Genomic DNA, 19,167 nt, shown 5'->3' on the forward strand with positions numbered 1-19,167 from the left:
TCAAACCCTGGGCTAATATCCTTCGCCCCTATAGGGCTTCGGTTTGGCTTCGCGGTCTTTGCAGACGGCCACCGAGGCGGCGCGGCAGCACCGCCCTACCGGAATCAGATTCGTGAAATTCGTGTCAGAATCCCGGCTCGCGACGACGCTCGCTCCACCGAATCCGTGCTTCATCTGTGTGAATCTGTGGCCAGGAATCGTATTCCATTCCCGCGCACGAGCAGACGGGATTGCAGCCAATCCAACGCGGAGTGACGAGTGCAGATTGCGGAATGAAACGGCGCTTCGACCATGGGGGCCTGGATACTCCGGTTCGCGTCACCAGACGAGCACGCGGTAATACATCTGCGGCGCATTCCACGGGCTGCGCGGGTCCGTGACAATGATCGCGGCGCCCGTGCCGGGGATTTGGTCTTCGATGATTTCCCACGTTTGCAGGTCGGTGGAGGCCTCCACGCGGTAGGTCCGGTTGACCGCCGAGGCAAAGGCGATCTGGTAATGGCCGTAAAGCCCGGTGGCGCTTGGCGGCTGCACGGCGAATTTGGAACCAGGATCCTGTGGATCGGTGCCGGCCCAATACTCGCTCCAGGTCGGCACGCCGTCGCCATCCGGATCCTGCAGCTCCGCATTGGCGAAGTCGCTGGTGATGCCGTGGGCAATCAGCCAGGGAACCGGCGTGCCGTGCGGCAGCGGCGCGAAGGTTTCCACGAAGCTCGTCCCGTTCGTGAGCTGGAAGCTGGGGCCGTTCGTGGGATAAACGCTGTTGTCCACGGCGAACCCGCTGAAGGCGCTGGCGGGATCGGCCAAATCGCGCAGGTCAAAGCGGACCAGATCGCCAAAGGAGGCGAAAGGCAGATAGTTCGTCGGGCCCGGACTTGCCAGATCCAGCCAGAGCCCGCCGCTGCCGTCGTTGGTTCCGGAAACGCTCCAGCCCGCGAGAATTTCGCCCGGCGCGACAGATTGCAACGCGTAGGTCATCGGCCAGTTGGGCTGCACGTGCAGGCGCAGTTGGCGGACGTAGCGCGGAATGTAGGTGGCCTGCAGCGTCACCGATGCCGGCGCTACCGCGGGATCGTTCACCAGCCGCAGCGACCCCACGGTCACGTCGCCGGCATAGCTCGCCGGATTGAAATACGAGATGATGAAGTTGGTCGTGTAGTTGGTCACCGGCGGATCCACGGTGTCGTCCACCTCCATGCTGATGGGATTGGTGGGCGAATCGGCCGTGAATCCTTGATAGGAAATTTGGAACGAGGGCATGAAGGGTTTGTTGCTCCGCTTCAACGTGGCCCACCGCACGATGTAGCGTCCAGCCAGGTCCTTGGCGACCTGCGACAGTTCGTCCGGAATGTCCGTTGCCACGTCGGCCGTGTAATAACGTCCGCCGGTTTGCGCGGCGATCCGGGTCAGATCGGCGGCGTTCGGCTGCGAACCGATGGCCACGCAGAAGACCTTCACGCTGGCGTTCGTGGCGGCATCGATCACGTCGTCGGCCGTGTTGATGCTGGATTCATCCTGGCCGTCCGAAAGGCAGATGACGCAGCGTTGCGCCGCGGCATTGGTGGCCGCCAGGTCGGCGATGGCCGTTGAAAGCGCGTCCCAACACAGGGAGCCGGCCGGGAATCCTTGGACGTAATTGGTCCAGATGCCGTTGATGGCCGCGTGCAGCGCCGCGCGGTCCGAGGTCAGCGCGAGAACTTGCTGCGGGTCCGCGTCGTCGCGGTGGAACTCGTAAACCCCAATCAACGCATCCGGCGGCAGGCTGTCCACAAATGCGTTGGCCGCGGTCGTGAGATTGTCCACCGCGTCGGAGATGCCGTTGGTGTTGGCATCGCCGTTGGCCAGCGAGGCGATGCTGGCGGTGAAATCCAGGACCAGGTTGGCCAGGATCGGCTGGTTGCCGGGCCGGGCGCGGTTGCTGGCCGGGGCGATTTGCGCGCCGGTTTCCGAGGCGCTGATCACCTTGTCGTCCTCCCTGCAGGTCACCGACAGCAGCCGCGGCGGCACCACGACCGCGTGATCGGCGGTGGGATCGCTGCCGTCGCGCAGAGAGAACTCGAACTCCAGCAGATAGGGCGACGCATAGTTCGTTTTGACATCTTCAATCGCGAGCCCCGCCACTTGCGCATACCCAAAGCTGAGGTGCAGGTTCGTCGTCGCCGCGCCCCAGAGATTGCTGGCGAGCAGGGTGACGTCGTATTCGCCGCCGTAGAGCGGCACGCCGGTGATGTTTCCCGTCACCGGATCGACGTGCAGGTTCAGCGGCAGACCCGTGGCGCCAAAGCCGGTGGGTGAACCGCTGGCCGTGATTTGATAGTTGAACGCGGCGCCTTCCGTGCCCGTCGCCGTGACGGCGCTGGTGATGGCCGGTGCCGAGGCGACCAGGCTGAGCATCAGCGTTTGCACATCCTGCGCGCACTCGTTGCCGGTTCGCAGCGTCACCTCAAACAGTCCGCTTTCCAGTGGCACGCCCGCGATGACGCCATTCGTGGCATTGACCGCCAGGCCGGCCGGCAACCCAAAGGCGCCAAATTCCGTCGGTGAATGCAGCGCGGTGATGGTGTAGGTGAACGGCTCGCCCTGTTTGCCCGTGACTGTCAGTGAACTCGTTATGGTCGGGGTTTCGCCCAGCACCATCAATTGCGCCAGCCGGCTGGTCACGGCGCCAAAGGCATTGCTGATGACCACGGAATACAGCCCATCGCCGCTGGACGTGACGTGATTCAGGGCAAGGATGGCATTCGTTGCGTCCGTAATCGGCAGTTCCTGAAAGAACCATTGGTAGGCAAACGGAGATGTGCCATCGGCCACCACCTGGAACGCGGTGTTGTCGCCGCAAACCACGGAGCCATCCTGCGGCTGCTCGACAATCCACGGCGGAATGGCCAGGGGCGTCACGGTGGCGGGGGCGCTCAGCGCCGCGCCGTGGCCGTTGTAAACCTGCACGCGGTATTCGCCCGCGTCGGCGGCTTGAATGTTGGCCAGATGCAGGGCCGGGGCGGTCGCGCCGTTCAGGTTCGTGCCATTGTGGGACCACTGGTAGGATAACGGCGCATCGCCGGCGGCCAGGACGCGGAGCACGGTGTCCTTGCCCAGCGCCACCGCCTGGCTGAAGGGCTGGATGGTGATCGTTGGCGAACCGTCACCGACCAGCGCCAGATTGTGATACAAACCCGCGGCCACGCTCGCGACATGGGAAAGATTCGACGAGGTGGTCGCCTGGCCAAAATCATTGCGGCCCCAGGCCCAAACCTTGCCGGCCGCCGTCAACGCCACGTTGTGCGCGCTGCCGGCGGCGATGGCCACCACGTTGCTCAAGCCGGCCGGAATGTTCGTCTGCCCATCGGCATTGTTGCCCCAGGCGCGCAGCGTGCCGTCACTCAGCAGCACCAGGCTGTGCGCGTCCCCTGCCGCCACGGCCACCGCGTTGGAAATACCAGCCGGGACCCCGGCCTGACCGGCTGCATTGTTGCCCCAGGCCACCACTGTTCCGTCAGCCTTCAGGGCAAGGCTGTGACCGTTGCCGGCCGCGATGGCGACCACATTGGACAAGCCCGGCGGCGGGAGGTTGGTGCCATCCCAACTGACGACTGTCCCGTCGCTCCGCAGCGCAAGTTCGTGATCATAACCCGCCACGATGGCCGTCACATTGGTCACGCCCGCAGGCACTGCGCCGGCTTGCGAACCCCAGCCGACCACGGTGCCATCGCGCTTCAACGCGAGGCTGTCGCCGTAATTCGCGGCGATGGCGAGGACATTGGTCAGATTGGCGGGAACGGTGGTTTCGCCAAACGAGCCGCCGCCCCACGCCACCACCGTGCCGTTGTCACGCAACGCGAGGCTGTGCACGCCGCCGCCCGCCAGCGCCGTGACGTTCGTCAAGCCGGGCGGGACGTTGCACTGGCCATCGTTGTTGGCACCCCAGGCGAGCACCTGGCTGCCCGCATGCAGCGGCGCAGCCGTCACCAGCGCTCCGCCCATGAGCAGCGACAGGAACAACCTTTTCCGGCGCGTCCGGGGGGACGCGGATGGTTTCAGTGATGAGTGCAAAAAAAACAGCCTCCCAGGCGAAGTGAAAAAAGTGCGTTCCATATCGGGCTTGAACCCTTAAGGAAGGGCTGCCCGCCACCGCAAAGCAAGCTTAAGATGTTGTCAATCTGGCTTCCCCGCCGTCTTCGGCCGGGGGCTTGGCGCCATGGGCGGCGCATTGAACCTGCCCCAAAAACTCATCGGCGCGGGCGGAAGCTACCAGATCTTCGCCCGCAGTTCCGGCGCCCGCCACATGGGATCGGTGGCGGTAATGCCGAAGGCGTCGTAGAACGACTGCACATTCACGAGCGGTCCGATGGCGCGGAACTGTCCGGGCGAATGCGGGTCCACGGTAACGAGCCGGCGTTGCTCGGCATCGCGGATGTTGGTGCGCCAGATTTGTGCGAATGAGATGAAGAACCGTTGTTCGGGCGTGAAGCCATCGATTGTTTTCCGCTGCGCCGGATTTTTGGCCAAAGCCCGTTGCAAGGCGTCGTAGGCAATGGTCACGCCACCGAGATCGGCGATGTTTTCTCCCAGCGTCAACTTGCCGTTGACGTGCAGGCCCGGCAGCGGTTCATAGGCATTGTATTGATCCACGACCTTTTGGGCGCGGGCCTCGAAATTCGTGGCGTCGGCGTCCGTCCACCAGTCGTTCAGGTTGCCGTCCGCATCGAACTTGCGCCCCTGGTCATCGTAGCCGTGCGTGATTTCGTGGCCGATGACCACGCCGATGGCGCCATAATTCACCGCGTCGTCCATGGTCATGTCGAAGAACGGCGGCTGCAGGATGCCCGCGGGGAAGACGATTTCGTTTTGGGACGGATTGAAGTAGGCGTTGACGGTTTCCGGCGTCATGTGCCATTCGGTTTTATCCACCGCCTTGCCCAGGCGGACCAGCTCCCGCCGGTCCTCAAACGCCGCGGCGCGTTTGACATTGCCCAGAAAATCATCGCGCCGGATTTCGAGGCTGGAGTAATCACGGAACTTGTCCGGGTAACCAATCTTCTGCGTGAACCGGTCGAACTTTGCCAGGGCTTTCGCGCGGGTCGCGTCGGACATCCAGTCCAGCTTCAGCAGATGATCGTGAAAAACCTCCTTCAGGTTTTTCACGAGTTCGTTCATTCGCGCCTTGGCTTCCGGCGGGAAATATTTTTCGACGTAAAGCTGGCCCAGCGCCTCGCCGATGCAACCGTCGATGACCTTGCCCGCCCGCTTCCAGCGCGGTTCCTGTTCCTGCTGGCCGCTGATGACCTTGCCGAAGAACGCGAAGTTTTCCTGTTCGACCGCACGTTGCAGGAACGGCGCCGCGCCATGCAACAGATGCCAGCGCAAATAGACCCGCCAATCCTGGATCGGGCGTTCGGCGAGCAGTTTGTCCAGGGCCGTGAAGAACTCCGGCTGCCCGACGATTTCGTAGTTGAGCGGCACGAGATTCTTTCCTGTAACTCCGGGTCCAGATGCCAGGCCATATTCGGTGAAGTAAACCGTCCACGGAATCGTCGGGTTGGCCTTTAAGAATTCAGCAGTTGTGAATTTGTTATAGTTTTTTTCCGGATTGCGCAGTTCTTCGCGGGCGCGGCTTGCCTTGGCCAGCGCCGTTTCCAGGTCCAGCACGATCGCGGCGTTGGTGGCGGCAGCCGCGGGTTTGTCGCCCAGCAACGCGAACATTTTGGTCAGATGCGCGCGGTATTTTTCCCGGACTTCGGCGAAGCTTTCCTTGAGATAATAATCCCGATCGGGAAGCGTCAGCCCACCCTGGCCGAGTTGATAGGCATAGATGGAACTGTTCTTTTCGTCCGGCCCTACGCCTGCGCCGAACAGCCCGCCAACACCGGTGCGATGGAAATCCGCCAGCAACGCGAATAGTTCCTTCGTTGAGCGGACGGAATCGATGCGCTTGAGATCGGCGGCAATCGGCTTGAAGCCGAGCGTTTCGATCCGATTGGTGTCCATGGCTGACGCGAAAAAATCACCGACCTGCTTTCGAGGCGTGTTGGGACCGGCGGATTCCTGGCTCGCCGTTTCAAGGATTTCGTGAATCAAATACCAGTTGCGCTCGGCCAGCTCGATGAAGCTGCCCCAACGGGATTTGTCCGCCGGCACCGGATTGTTTTTAGCCCAGTTGCCGTTGGCGAATTCGTAGAAATTCGTCCCCGGCGACACCGAACGATCCATGTAGCCGACGGAGAACCGCGGCACGACTGGTGGTTTGTCCGCGGCCGTGGAGGGCAAAACCATTACAGCAATGGAAAATGTGTAGCAGAAAAAGCGGGCGAAATTTTTCATGGAATTATCACTCGAATAATTTGGCAACGATGTGGGCAAGATGGAACGCTTTTCCTTCGCGCAGGTCAAACCAGCAGTCGATTTGCAGGAGGGTTCGCTTTCTGGTTGTTCTTCAGCCAAATAACATGGCGGCCGAATTTGACTCTTGTACATCAACGTGTACAGAATGTTTGTGTGATTGGGCAGTTCTTCACCCCCGCGATTGTCGCTGAATGCATGTTCCAGCTCGCCGGCGTTTCGGCGAGGGAACGGGTCATTGACCCAAGCTGTGGTGATGGCGCCTTTCTCCGATCCGCTCCCCAAGGGGTTTTATTCCACGGTTGCGAGATTGATCCACAGCCTGCGTCGGCGGCACGTCCGTTGGTGCCGGCCGGGCGTTTTATTGAAGGGGATGCGCTTCGGGGGTTGACGGAACTGTGGGGGACTTTTGATTTAGCCATTGGCAATCCCCCGTTCAGCGCACAATCGAACCTGGAAACCCGCGCAGAAGTTCTACGAGGTTATGACCTGGGTGCGGGGCGGAAATCGCAATGTCTCGAAATTTTGTTTCTCGAATTGTTCTGGAAGCTTGCGAAGCCGGGCGGAAAGATTGCGATTATCCTCCCGGACGGCCCCCTGAGCAACAAGCCATTCAAGCATGTGCGCGACTGGTTGCTTTGCCGGGTGCATGTTGAGGCCATCATCAGTTTGCCGCGCGGTATTTTCAGAGGAACCACGGCTAAAACGAACATCCTGATTGCACAGCGGTTGCCATTATCATCTCGGGCATATCGCGACCCCACCTGTCTGCTCGAATGCGCAAGCGTCACTGATTTGAAACCTCTCCGGTTGCATGAATGGCGAAAAGTTGAGTCGCGTTGGCGGCAAGCAGTCTTGGCTGACGAACCGGATTGGCGGCCGGAAGCACAGGATCGAAACGGCTTGGAGTTGGCAAGCAATTCTGTGCGCTTGGGCGACCTGTTCCGGCTAAGGACGGGCTACGCACTCTACGGCAAAAAGCGTGACTTGTTTGATTACCCCGGCCAAGAACGCGTGCTGCTCATTCGGGCCAAGAATCTGGCTCCCGAAGGAGGCCTGCGGCTGGACCAAAACTGCGCTTACATTTCACGCGCGGGAGAGATGCATTGCGAAGCATCCCTCGTGCAACCGGGGGAGATTTTGTTCGTGAGGGTAGGCGCCGGTTGTTACGGACGAACCGCCCTCGTGCCGCGTGGGCTCGAGGCTCAGGCGGATGATTGGATTCATGTGCTTACGCCGTTGAGGGATGTTGACGGGCCGGGCGTGGTCGCATGGTTCAACAGCGAGGCGGGGCGTTCTGCCGTCCGAAGGCTGGCGAAAGGAGTTGGAACCTTGAGCATTTCTAAAACATCGCTGGCCGAGTTAAGGCTTCCAAAGGCGCTGGTTCGACCGAACGGGCACGCTCCAAAACTGGAACCCCAATCAGCCACAACGAAACGAAGGGAAAAGGTCGCGCAATCAGTTTCACGCGGGTCGTCACTGTGTGTGGATGCGGTCAATTGAAAGTTCTCGCCGAGGATTTGATCGGGTTTGGGAAAGCGCGTCCCCACAATTCAGGTTCATTCTGAGTTTGTGGTGTGCGACCAACGACCTCCCAAAACGTTTTGAAAGGCAAGGAGCATTGAATCCGGCGCTGTGTCTTTGAATCAATCTTCGGATTGATGACAATGGTGCTGGATCTGACCGCTGGCCCACGTTTCCACTCCCGCGCCATTCGGCGGACGGTTGAGTAATGTTCAGCCAAGTTCTTCACCACGGCGTCAATCGAAGAAATTTCTGCCAGTGTCAAATGACCCCAGAGATTTTGCCAGTCGGTAGCAGAGAAGCGGGCGCAGCCAATCTCGACGATCCATTTGTGCGTCTGGGTTCGTTGTTCCCAGAAACCAACGATCATCAGAAAGTCTCGATCAATCTGGCGCTGGCGAAGAACGTCTCCCAGCCCAATCGGACTCCCAAGTTTGGCAGTCTTGATCGAGACGGGCAGATTGTGGAACTCGCTCGGGACGGAAACGTGGTTGTTCTGATCGGGCGGCACATCCCATTTCTGCATGTAGTTGCCCGCATAACCCGAAAAGAAATGGTCGCGCACCCATTTCTCGAAGGTGAAACCATGCGATTGGACTTCAACCATAGGCTATTACTCGTGTGTTCACCCAAACAAATCCATTTGCGGCGGCGGAAGCTGCTGGAGCTTCTCGCGTTCGGCACGGTGGCGGGCGGGCTGGCGAACGTTGCCTTCGGGCGTGAGTTCGCTTTCTTCCAGGTTGCGCAGGATCACCTTCGCGCGCTCGATCACGGGCTTGGGCACGCCGGCCAGGCGCGCGACGTGGATGCCGTAGCTCTTGTCGGTGCCGCCTTCGACAATTTTGCGCAGAAAAACAATTGAGTCGTTCCATTCGCGCACGGCGACGTTGAAATTTTTTACCCACTTCAGGCGGCCGGCGAGTTCGGTGAGTTCGTGATAGTGCGTGGCGAAGAGCGTCTTCGCGCCCGCCTGATTATGCAAAAATTCCACGATGCTCCACGCGAGGCTGAGGCCGTCGAAGGTGCTGGTGCCGCGGCCGATCTCGTCGAGCACGATGAGGCTGCGCAGTGTGGCGTTGTTGAGGATGTTCGCCGTCTCGCTCATCTCGACCATGAAGGTGGATTGCCCGCGCCCGAGGTCGTCGCTCGCGCCGATGCGGGTGAAAATGCGGTCCACAAGGTCCACACGCGCCGCGGCAGCGGGCAGGAACGCGCCGGTGTGGGCCAGCAACGCCAGCAGCGCCACCTGCCGGATATAGGTGGATTTGCCCGCCATGTTCGGTCCGGTGATCAAAGCGATTTGGGGGAATGCGGAGTGCGGAACGCGGAGCGCGGAATCGGGGCTTGTAGTCCCGCCTTCAGGCGGCTCGGACGGTTGCGTGTCATTCGCGGGACCGCCTAAAGGCGGGACTACGAGCGAAGAAGCCAGCGCCACATCATTCGGCACAAAGCGTTCCTCGATCAACTGCTGCTCCAGCACGGGGTGACGGCCTTCGCGGATGAGCAGCACGCCTTCGTCGCGCACTTCGGGGCGGCAATGATTGAACAGGCGCGCGGTCTCGGCGAAGGACGCGAGCACGTCGAGTTGCGCGAGGGCGCTGGCGGTCTGCTGGATTTGCGGGAGCTGGCCGAGGACTTCCTCGCGCACGCGCTGGAAGAGTTCGTATTCGAGCTTCTCGCTGCGTTCCTCGGCCCCAAGAATTTTGCCTTCCATCTCCTTCAACTCGGGTGTGATGAAGCGCTCGCCGTTGGCGATGGTCTGCTTGCGCGTGTAATGCGGCGGCACCTTGTCGAGGTTCGCCTTCGTGACCTCGATGTAATAGCCAAAGACGGAGTTGAACCCGACCTTGAGCGAGCTGATGCCGGTGCGCTCGATCTCGTCGCGCTGGAGTTTGGCGATCCAATCCTTGCCGCCGCGCGCGGCGGCGCGCAGTTCGTCCAGCTCGGCGCTGAAGCCGTCGCGGATGATGCCGCCCTCTTTCAACGCCAGCGGCGGTTCGTCCACGATGGCGCGGGCAATCAACTCGACGAGCGTGGGGAGTTCGGTGAGTTGGGCAGTGAGGGAATCGAGCAGTGGGACAGGCATCTTGCCTGTTTCGTGAAGCGTGGACGACGCAAAGGTTTCTGAAAGTTCGTTTGGCTCATTGGACAGGCTGGAAGCCTGTCCCACTACGGCGGAGAGCATTGCGCGCAGGCCGGGAATCTGCTCCAGTGCGATGCGCAGGGCGAGCAGGTCGCGGGCGTTGCCGGAGCCAGTGCTGAGGCGGCCCAGCGTGCGTTCGAGATCGCGCACTTCGGTGAGCTGCGCGCGGAACTGATCGAGCGCGGGGGAATTATCCAGCCACGCCTGCACGGCGTCCTGACGTTGGCGAATGGGCTCGACGGCGGCGAGCGGTTGCGAAAGCCAGTCGCGCAGGCGACGGGCGCCCATCGGCGTGACGGTGCGATTCAGCGCCTTGTAAAGCGAGCCGGGCGGCGGCGCGTCCTTGTGCAGCGGTTCGAGGATTTCGAGATGACGCAGCGTGGTGCCGTCGAGCACGAGGAAGTCGCGGCATTCGTAGCAGGTCAGCCGCGTGAGATGCTTGATGTCGCGGCGCAGATGTTGCGTGAGGTAATGCAGCACCGCGCCCGCCGCGCCAATGGCGGCGTTCTTGTTCTTCAGCCCAAAGCCATCGAGCGAAGCGACGCCGAAATGTTCGCGGAGAGTGAACACCGCCGTCTCCGGTGCGAAGGTCCAGTCCTCGTGCGGAATGAGGATCGGGAATGCAGGCTGGATCAACTCACGCAAGGAGCCGGCTTCGGAAGGAAAAATGATCTCCGCCGGGCGCAGGCGGTCCAGTTCCGTGAGCAACGCGGCTTCGCTGTCGATTTGCGTCACTTTGAAATCACCCGTCGTGAGGTCCACCAGCGCGAGGCCGATAGTTTTTCCGGCGGCGAGCACCGCCGCGAGGAAATTGTTTCGCTCGGCGGTGAGCATCCGTTCGTCGAAGTGCGTGCCGGGCGAAAGGATCTGCGTGACCTCGCGTTTGACGAGCTTGCCGGGCTTGGCGTCCTCCATCTGGTCGCAAATGGCGACTTTGCGGCCAGCCTTGAGAATGCGGGCGATGTAGCCGTTCGCCGCATGAAAAGGCAGGCCGCACATCGGGACGCCATTCCGCTTGGTGAGGGCGAGGTTGCAGAGCTGAGCCCCTGCTTGTGCGTCCTCGAAAAACATCTCGTAGAAGTCGCCGAGGCGGAAGAGCAGGAGCGCGTCCTTGGGCAGTTCGCCTTTGATGCGGCGATACTGCGCCATCATGGGAGTAAGTTGGGCTTCGGCGGCCATGCGTGCCGGGGAAGTTAAAAAAGAAGCCTGGAGAGGTCGAAATCAAAACGCGGATGAGGAGGTTGTGCGACGAAATAACACGCCGCCTGTCACCCGGTCCAACCCAGGTCTTCGCGCCACCTTGCCTTGGGTGGCTTGCGTGCGCTGCTGCCATCCCTGGCGTAACGCAGCCTGCCGACGACCCGATTGGAACCGGCGGGGCGGGCAACAGACCAATTCGTGATCCGAATGCTGCCGGGCAGCACGGGACGCCAACCCGGGGCGGGCGGCAAGAAAATGCGTGCTGCGAGAACGGATGGCCGGGGGGACCAGTGAAAGCGTTAAGAAGCGCCCCTTTCAGGAGGAATTGGGCTCCGGATTGACAGATTACCCTGCAAATGCTGAGGATGGTGGCACCAATGCGCGCCATTCATCGGTATTATGGATTGATTTCATTGTTGCTGTTGACTCTGCTGCTGGCGCCGTTTTCGTCGTCTGCTGCGGATGGTCCTGGCCCTGCCATCAGCAACGCCGACAATGCCTGGATGCTGGTAAGTTCGGGGTTGGTGCTGATGATGACGGCGCCGGGACTGATTCTGTTCTACGGCGGGCTGGTGCGGACCAAAAACGTGCTGTCCACCATGATGCACAGCCTCGTCTTGATGGCTGCGATGTCGATACTGTGGATGGTGTTTGGTTACAGCGTGGCCTTTGGCGAAGGGAACGCTTTCATTGGGAATCCGGTGCAATATCTGTTTCTGAACGGCGTGGGTGCCGCGCCCAACCCCGCCTACGCCGCCACGATTCCGCAGCAGACGTTCATGCTGTTTCAAATGATGTTTGTCATCATCACGCCGGCGTTGATCAGCGGCGCGGTCGCGGAACGCATCAAGTTCAGCGCCTATTTGCTGTTCATTTTGCTCTGGGTGACGATTGTCTATCTGCCCTTGTGCCACATGGTGTGGGGAAAGGGAGGCCTGTTCAACTGGGCATCGGGCGGAAAGATGCCCGTGCTCGATTTCGCAGGCGGCACGGTGGTGCACATCAGTTCGGGCGTGGCTGCCCTGGTTTGCGCCATGGTGCTGGGGCGGCGGGACGGTTTTCCGCACGAGCCGATGATGCCGCACAACGTGGTGCTCTCGCTCATTGGCACCGGATTGTTGTGGGTGGGTTGGTTTGGTTTTAATGCCGGCAGCGCCCTCGGCGCGGGCGTTCTGGCGACGCAGGCGTTTTCAGCCACCCACTTCTCCGCCGCTGCGGCAGCCTTGAGCTGGGCCGGCACGGAATGGTTCTTGAAAGGCAAGCCCAGCGTGTTGGGGGCGGCCTCAGGTATGGTGGCCGGGCTGGCCACCATCACGCCGGCTTCGGGGTTTGTCACGATTCCTTCCGCGGTGATCATCGGGCTGGTGGCAGGTGTGGTATGTTATCTGGCCGTGACCAGGCTTAAAGCCAAGTTCAGCTATGACGACTCCCTGGACGTGTTCGGCGTGCATGGTGTGGGCAGCGTGGTGGGCATGTTGCTGCTTGGCGTGCTGGCAAACGTGCAGGTGAATCCGGCCATCGCTGCCACATATCAGGTGGCGGGTGTGCCGGTGTCGCTGGCGGGCAGCGCGGCGCAATTTGCGAATCAGGCCAAGGCCGTCTTGTTTACGGCCATCTTTTCCGGCGGGGTCGCCTTTGTCCTTCTCAAGCTGGTGGACAAAATCGTAGGACTCCGCGTGGATGTGGAGGAAGAAAGTCTGGGGCTCGACCTGTCGCAGCACGGAGAACGCGCCTACAACGAATGAGGATTTTATGAAGAAGATCGAAGCCATCATCAAACCGTTCAAACTGCAGGACGTGAAGGATGCCCTGAACGAACTGGGCATCCAAGGCATGACCGTCACCGAGGTCAAAGGATTTGGGCGGCAGAAGGGCCACACGGAAATCTATCGCGGCAGCGAATACACCGTGGATTTCCTGCCCAAGGTCAAAATTGAAACCGTGCTGCCCGACAACATCGTGAGCCAGGCCATCCCTGCCATCGTCAAGGCCGCGCGGACCGGGAAAATCGGCGACGGCAAGGTGTTCGTCACGTCCATTGACGATGCCTGGCGCATCCGCACGGAAGAGCGGGGCGACGAGGCGGTTTAGCGGGCGCTTCAGGGAAAACCGCGCGGGGAGGTCGCAGTGTGCGCCTCGGCGTCCAGCCGTTGGTGGCATTTTTGCCGGCGCGCCGTCCAGTCCGCCCATGCGGCAGTCCAGGCGTCGCCGGCGAATTGCTGGCGTGCCTGTTCCCATCCGGCGTCGAGCGCGACCAGTTCCTTGCGGGCCGTGGCGGTTTCCCCGTATTTGAGACAGGCTTCGATCCAGTTCAACCGGTTTTCGGGATATTCGGGCGCCAGTTCCAAGGCACGTTTGAGATGCTGCCGGGCCTTGCTGCGGCTGCCAATGCTCGCGAGGACGGGGGCCTCAAAGTAAAGCAGGCCCAGGTTCCGATCCGGCCCTGCGAAGTCGAAATGCTCGTCCAGCTTCCGGGCAGTTTTGAACTCCACCTCCATGTCGTCCACGATGGACAGTGCGCCCAATGTTTTGGTGCGGGCAAGCTGGCCGAGATTCATCCCCAAATAATAAGGGCCGGCCACGGCGTTGGAATTTTGGGCAATCAGCGCGCGGCTGGCGGCAATGCCCTCCTCGGCGAGCGCGGCCCGTTGGGTGTTGTTGCTCGCGAACTCGGCCCAGTCGAAACAGGCGCGCGCAAAGTGCCAGATCGCCCCGGGTTCAGCCGGGTGCGCGTGATACGCTGTCTTCGTCTCTTGATAAATGCGCAACGCGCGGGCGGCCGGCTCCTGCGGCGCGGCGTTCGTGGCGTCGGCCCGCGCCGCCTGGGCCAGCGCCAGGCCGAGCCCGACCAGCAGCGCCATGGCGCGCCGCAAAGTCGTCCTATCCCGCAGAGCCACAATAACTCGGCAATAATGCATTGCGAAGGTCATTACCTGACTTATACTCACAGCTCAGTGAAGTTACGCTGGAACATCGGGCTTGTCGCGTTGCTGGCCATTATTCCCTTTCTGGGGGCTGGCTGCAGCGGCATCAACACCACCCAGAGTGTTTCACCCGCGTCGTTCCTTATACCAGGCCTGATGCAGACCGATCCGCCACCGGCAGATCCTGTTCCCGTGTTGCCACCGGCCGGACCGGTCCGCCAAATGGCCCAAGCCCGCTGAATTCTATGCGTTTTCCGTTCGCGCTGTCGGCAAAAATCGCCAGCCACATCATCAAACACAAGGTCAAGCGCACGCCGCGTTTCGCGATGGTGCTGCAACTCGAGCCGCTGCATACGTGCAATCTGACGTGCACCGGGTGCGGCCGTATTCGCGAATATTCCACCAGCCTCAAGGACATGGTGCCGCTGGAGAAATGCCTCGCGGCCGCCCAGGAATGCGATGCGCCGATGGTCAGTGTCTGCGGTGGCGAACCGCTGATCTATCCGAAGATCGAGGAGCTGGTGAACGGCCTGCTCGGTCAGGGCCGCATCGTTTACATCTGCACGAACGGCGTGTTCATGCGGAAGAAAATGCGCGAATACATGGCGGCGAATTACTCGCCCGCGATGGAAGACCAGCTCAAGCAGCTCGTCGCGCAGCAGCTCGTTACAGAAAAGGAAGCGGAAGCCATCCGCAAAGCCGACGCGGCCGCCAGGAGCAAATCCGTCATCGCGCCGAGCAAATGGCATTACTGGAACGTCCACGTGGACGGACTCGAATTCACGCACGACCTCATCGTTGAGCGCGAAGGGGTGTTCAAGGAATGTGTCGCCGCCATCAAGATGGCGAAGATTCTCGGCTACCAGACGGCGACCAACACCACCGTCTATCGCGAAACCGACGTGCAGGAGCTGGAGGACATGTTCAAGTTCCTCAGCTCGCTGAACGTGGACGGCCACACGATTTCGCCCGGCTACGATTATGACGCCGCGAAGAAGGACATGGTGAAGCGCCTCGGCAAGAAGCCGGAAGATTTCTTCCTCACGCGCAAGATGACCGTCGCGAAGTTCTCGAAGATCGAGGAGTGGGGCCGTCTGTTTACCATCTTCGGCACGCCGGTGTATCAGGAATTCCTTGCCGGCAAACGCGATCTCACCTGCACCGCGTGGGCCATCCCGACTTACAACGTCAAGGGCTGGAAGGCTCCGTGTTACCTGATGACCGACGGTCATTACGACGGCTATCAGGAGATGCTGTCGAAAGTAAACTGGGAGAAATACGGCGTGGTGGACGGCGTCGCGCGCGACCCGCGGTGCGAGAACTGCATGGTGCATTGCGGCTACGATCCCAGCGGCGCGCTCGGCACCAATTACAAGTCCGGCGACAACTGGAAGAATTTCAGATACAACTTCGGCGCGAAGCCGAAGCCATACCCGGCCAGCGCTGAACTCGACAAACGTGCCTTTAACGGCTTCACCATCGGCAAGGGTCACCTTGCCGAAGCGAAGGCGGCGATTAATTCTCCGGCGGCCAGCGCGCGTGGAGCCTTCTCAAATAACGGGCACGGCCACGAAGAGCATGTCGGCAGTCACTGCGGCAGCGGCGACACCAGCGAGCGCGATGCGCTGCTGGCGAAGATCAAAGAGACGGGCAAAGCCTGATTTAGTTAGCGGTTCCCAAAGAAGTTTTTCCATGAGCAAGACGTTATTCCTTTCACCTCCATCGTTTGACGGTTTCGACGGCGGCGCCGGTGCGCGATATCAGGCGCGCCGCGAAGTCACGAGCTACTGGTATCCCACCTGGCTCGCGCAACCCGCCGCACTCGTCCCGAACTCGCGTCTGCTCGACTGCCCGCCGCACAACATCGGCGTCGAGGAATGCCTCCGCATCGCAAAGGACTTCGATCACGTCATCATCAACACCTCCACGCCGTCGCTGAAGAACGATTGCAAGGTGGCCGAGGCCATCAAGCAGCAGCGGCCCGAAACGAAGGTCGGCTTCGTCGGCGCGCACGCGATGGTGCTGCCCACCGAAACACTCAAGGCGTCTTGGGCGATTGACTGGGTCGGCCGCAAGGAATTCGACTTCACGTGCAAAGAGGTCGCCGAAGGCCGCGCGCTCAAGGACATTGCTGGCCTGAGCTATCGCGACAGCGAAGGGAAGATCAAACACAACCCCGAGCGCGAGATGATTTCCGACATGGATTCGCTCCCGTGGGTGGCGGATGTTTACAAGCGCGACCTCGAGATCGAGAAGTATTTCATCGGCTACCTCCAGCATCCCTACGTCTCGATGTATACCGGCCGCGGCTGCCCGGCGCAGTGCACGTTCTGCCTCTGGCCGCAGACCATCGGCGGCCACAAATACCGGGTCCGTTCGGCGCAGAACGTCGCCGACGAGATGGCTTACATGAAGAAAATCTTCCCGCAGGTGCGTGAGTTCTTCTTCGACGACGACACGTTCACCGCGAACCTGCCGCGCGCGCGCGAAATCGCGAAGAAGCTCGGCCCGCTCGGCGTGGATTGGAGCTGCAACAGCCGTGCGAACCTTGATTACGACACGATCAAGAGCTTCAAGGATAATGGCCTTCGCCTGTTCCTCGTCGGCTACGAAAGTGGAAACGATGACACACTCAAACGCATCAAGAAGGGCGTCACGACCGACGAGATGCGCAAATTTACGAAGGACTGCCACAAGGCAGGCGTGGTGATCCACGGCACGTTCATCCTTGGTCTGCCCGTCGAGACGAAGGAAACCATCGAGCAGACGATTCGTTTCGCGCAGGAGCTGGACGTCTTCAGCCTGCAAGTCTCGCTCGCCGCGCCATATCCGGGCACGGAGCTTTACGAACAAGCCAAGCTCAACGGCTGGTTTGTGAAGAAGGACAAGACCGACCTCATCGAAGGCGACGGCTTGCAGCAGTCCACGCTCGAATATCCCGGCCTCAGCAAGGAGCAGATCTTCGAGGACGTGGAACGCTTCTATCGCAGTTACTACCTGCGTCCGAAGCCGATTCTGCGCATCATCAAGACCATGCTCGAGGACAAGGACGTCTGCGTGCGTCGCTTGCGCGAAGGCTACGAATTCTTCAAGAGCATGGCCCAGCGCCGGAGCGATCTGGCGGCGGCCCGAAGTGTGACAGGTTGAGGCACGTTGCAATCCGGTTCCCCAAACATTTCCCAACGACTGAGCGTCGTCGCGCTGACTGCGGCGACGCTCTTCGCCTTTTGGACGACGGCGCAGGCTGCGCCCGCTGCTTCAACCTCCCGTCTCACGCTGCCCAATCATCGCCGCTACGACCTGGCCGCGTCAGCCGACGTGCGGCGTCTGAAAGGCGATCTGGAGCGGATGATTCAGGACGAGGCCCGGTTCCTCGCCCAACGCAAAGCGCAGCGTCAGGCGTGGCGCGAACAGACGCCGTTGGCGGAAATGAGCCGGACGGAGCTGCGGCGCTATTTCGACGAGCCGCTCGCGGCACCCTCGAACAATGAACTGCGCGGCCTGCGGGAACTCCAATCCCTGCTGGACCGCTGGGAACACGCGCCGGATTTTGGCACCCGGACCAACGTGGCACGCTGGATGGTCGAGATCGCGCATTCGCTTGGGAACCTGCATCGCACGCCGATTCCAACCCGGGTCGAAGTGACGTTGATGCCGCTGCTGTTCGCGGAATATCTGCACCGGCCGATGGTCAAAGGCACCACCCGCGCCGCGGACGTGCCGCCCGCCGGGCCCAACGCCGACTTCAGCCGGGTTGATCCGCCCGATTCCAGTTTCTGGCAAAAGCCGGCGAACGTGGCGCAGGCCGATCTGTTCCATTGCTTCGGCCGCACCAACTGGCCGGCGTATCCGGATCTGCTCTGGGAATATGACGCGCCCAAGACCAGCTTTGGCTCCAATCCGGGATTCACCCTCAAGCACGGCGACCTGGAGTTGAAGGCCAAGTTTGGTGAATGGCATTCCGAGCCGTTTGCCACCCGGATTTTCAACGCCCTCGGCTACCATTCCGAACCGGCCGACTTCGCTCCATTCCTGCGGGTGAAATATGACCGCCGGCTGTTCCGCGAATTTCATCTGCGCCGGGAACTCGGCCTGCATTTCCGCCTGTTGGGCGTTGTTCCGCTGGGGCAAGTCTCGATTCAAAAGCGCCGCGATCCGTTTCAATGCATCACCGAAGCGGTGCTCAAGAACGGCCACCGTCTGAGCGGAACCGAATTCAAGCAGCGCCTGCTGCGCGACGCCGCGCGCGAGCATCCCGAGGACGATCCGGCGAACTTCGATCCGGCGTTTGAAGCGCAGATTGATTACCTGGTGACGCAGGGCGCCAACGTGCAGCTCAAGGATGACCGCTTCCACAACCTCGGTGCGTGGGATTTCGGCGGCCTGGGCCACGAAAATTTGCGCGAGCTGCGCGGCGCAGGGCTGCTCGCCGCGTGGCTCGGCTACACGGATGTGCGCTTCGACAACACACGGCTCAAGCTGGTGAGAACCGGCGACCACGTGACAGTGCAGCACTTTTTTTCCGACCTGGGCGGCGGCCTGGGCAAGGGCGCCGGCGTCTTCTCATGGCATTCCGACCAGCCAAATCTTTTCGCCTGGACATGCACCGCTCCGCCGCGGGAACAGGGCAAGGGACGCATGACGATTCCCTTTCGCATTGTCAATTACCGGCCGATCGATCCGGTGCCGGCCTTCGCCAACATGACGTGGGACGACGCGCGGTGGATGGCGCGTTGGATCGGACAACTGAGCGAAGCGCAGCTCGTCGCCGGACTCATCGGTTCTGGTTTCGACGCGGCTGAAGTGCGGCTGTTGACGGAAAAGCTCATCAGCCGCCGTGACCAAATGATCCAGGACTTGCGGCTGACCGGGGAAATCCCCCTGCTCCGGCCCGCCGGGCCGCAGCGGGATTTTGATTACCGCCCGCAAACCGGGGGGACCATGACCGCCGTGCTGCCCGATGGAACGCGGGTGGCCGCGCGGGTGACGGACCAATACATCGAACACGGTCGCATCGTCACGCCGGTCAAGCTGCCCTAG

The 19,167-nt window shown here is 61.3% G+C and carries 11 protein-coding genes; 6 read left to right on the plus strand and 5 right to left on the minus strand.

The window, feature by feature from the left end:
- Positions 1-318: 318 nt before the first annotated feature.
- Together VFV96_15845 and VFV96_15850 are read right to left on the minus strand one after the other, a co-directional pair.
- Positions 319-4,050, minus strand: a complete 3,732-nt coding sequence (locus VFV96_15845; protein HEU5071876.1) for an immunoglobulin domain-containing protein — start codon at positions 4,048-4,050, stop codon at positions 319-321.
- 195 nt (positions 4,051-4,245) lie between these two features.
- Positions 4,246-6,318 carry a M13 family metallopeptidase gene (locus VFV96_15850; GenBank protein ID HEU5071877.1) on the minus strand — a complete coding sequence of 691 codons (2,073 nt, stop codon included), beginning with the start codon at positions 6,316-6,318 and terminating at the stop codon, positions 4,246-4,248.
- Positions 6,319-6,492: 174 nt separating this feature from the next.
- Between VFV96_15850 and VFV96_15855 the strand changes: the two genes are divergently transcribed.
- Positions 6,493-7,839, plus strand: coding sequence for an N-6 DNA methylase (locus VFV96_15855; protein HEU5071878.1), 1,347 nt, complete (start codon positions 6,493-6,495; stop codon positions 7,837-7,839).
- Here VFV96_15855 and VFV96_15860 read toward each other — a convergent pair.
- Complete coding sequence (locus VFV96_15860) at positions 7,832-8,467, minus strand: hypothetical protein (protein HEU5071879.1); 636 nt, start codon at positions 8,465-8,467, stop codon at positions 7,832-7,834. The genes VFV96_15855 and VFV96_15860 overlap by 8 nt on opposite strands.
- Positions 8,468-8,485: 18 nt before the next feature.
- A complete protein-coding gene (mutS, locus tag VFV96_15865; GenBank protein ID HEU5071880.1) occupies positions 8,486-11,182 on the minus strand; it encodes a DNA mismatch repair protein MutS in 2,697 nt (898 codons plus the stop codon).
- Positions 11,183-11,568: 386 nt separating this feature from the next.
- Here mutS and VFV96_15870 point away from each other — a divergent pair, with 386 nt between their 5' ends.
- Entirely contained in the window at positions 11,569-12,948 is a 1,380-nt protein-coding gene (locus tag VFV96_15870; GenBank protein ID HEU5071881.1) for an ammonium transporter, read from the plus strand.
- Positions 12,949-12,955: 7 nt separating this feature from the next.
- Entirely contained in the window at positions 12,956-13,294 is a 339-nt protein-coding gene (locus tag VFV96_15875) for a P-II family nitrogen regulator (protein ID HEU5071882.1), read from the plus strand.
- Between the two features lie 8 nt (positions 13,295-13,302).
- Here the strand turns inward: VFV96_15875 and VFV96_15880 are convergent, their stop codons facing one another.
- Entirely contained in the window at positions 13,303-14,064 is a 762-nt protein-coding gene (locus VFV96_15880) for a hypothetical protein (protein ID HEU5071883.1), read from the minus strand.
- A gap of 308 nt (positions 14,065-14,372) precedes the next feature.
- Here VFV96_15880 and VFV96_15885 point away from each other — a divergent pair, with 308 nt between their 5' ends.
- From VFV96_15885 to VFV96_15895, 3 genes are read left to right on the plus strand one after another with little or no spacing between them, the layout of a single operon-like run.
- The gene (locus VFV96_15885) at positions 14,373-15,788 is read left to right on the plus strand and encodes a DUF3463 domain-containing protein (protein HEU5071884.1); all 1,416 of its coding nucleotides are present in this window, start codon (positions 14,373-14,375) and stop codon (positions 15,786-15,788) included.
- A 31-nt stretch (positions 15,789-15,819) separates the two neighbouring features.
- Positions 15,820-17,274, plus strand: a complete 1,455-nt coding sequence (gene hpnJ, locus VFV96_15890) for a hopanoid biosynthesis associated radical SAM protein HpnJ (protein HEU5071885.1) — start codon at positions 15,820-15,822, stop codon at positions 17,272-17,274.
- Positions 17,275-17,280: 6 nt separating this feature from the next.
- Positions 17,281-19,167, plus strand: a complete 1,887-nt coding sequence (locus tag VFV96_15895) for a hypothetical protein (protein ID HEU5071886.1) — start codon at positions 17,281-17,283, stop codon at positions 19,165-19,167.

The organism is Verrucomicrobiia bacterium (assembly GCA_035765895.1).
Lineage (GTDB): Bacteria > Verrucomicrobiota > Verrucomicrobiia > Limisphaerales > DSYF01 > DSYF01.

Bases quoted from the DNA above. Each gene is read 5' to 3' on its own strand.
- VFV96_15880 (HEU5071883.1), bottom strand. From the start codon at position 14,064: ATGGCGCTGCTGGTCGGGCTCGGCCTGGCGCTGGCCCAGGCGGCGCGG.
- mutS (HEU5071880.1), bottom strand. From the start codon at position 11,182: ATGGCCGCCGAAGCCCAACTTACTCCCATGATGGCGCAGTATCGCCGC.
- VFV96_15885 (HEU5071884.1), top strand. From the start codon at position 14,373: ATGCGTTTTCCGTTCGCGCTGTCGGCAAAAATCGCCAGCCACATCATC.
- hpnJ (HEU5071885.1), top strand. From the start codon at position 15,820: ATGAGCAAGACGTTATTCCTTTCACCTCCATCGTTTGACGGTTTCGAC.
- VFV96_15860 (HEU5071879.1), bottom strand. From the start codon at position 8,467: ATGGTTGAAGTCCAATCGCATGGTTTCACCTTCGAGAAATGGGTGCGC.
- VFV96_15850 (HEU5071877.1), bottom strand. From the start codon at position 6,318: ATGAAAAATTTCGCCCGCTTTTTCTGCTACACATTTTCCATTGCTGTA.
- VFV96_15870 (HEU5071881.1), top strand. From the start codon at position 11,569: ATGGTGGCACCAATGCGCGCCATTCATCGGTATTATGGATTGATTTCA.
- VFV96_15875 (HEU5071882.1), top strand. From the start codon at position 12,956: ATGAAGAAGATCGAAGCCATCATCAAACCGTTCAAACTGCAGGACGTG.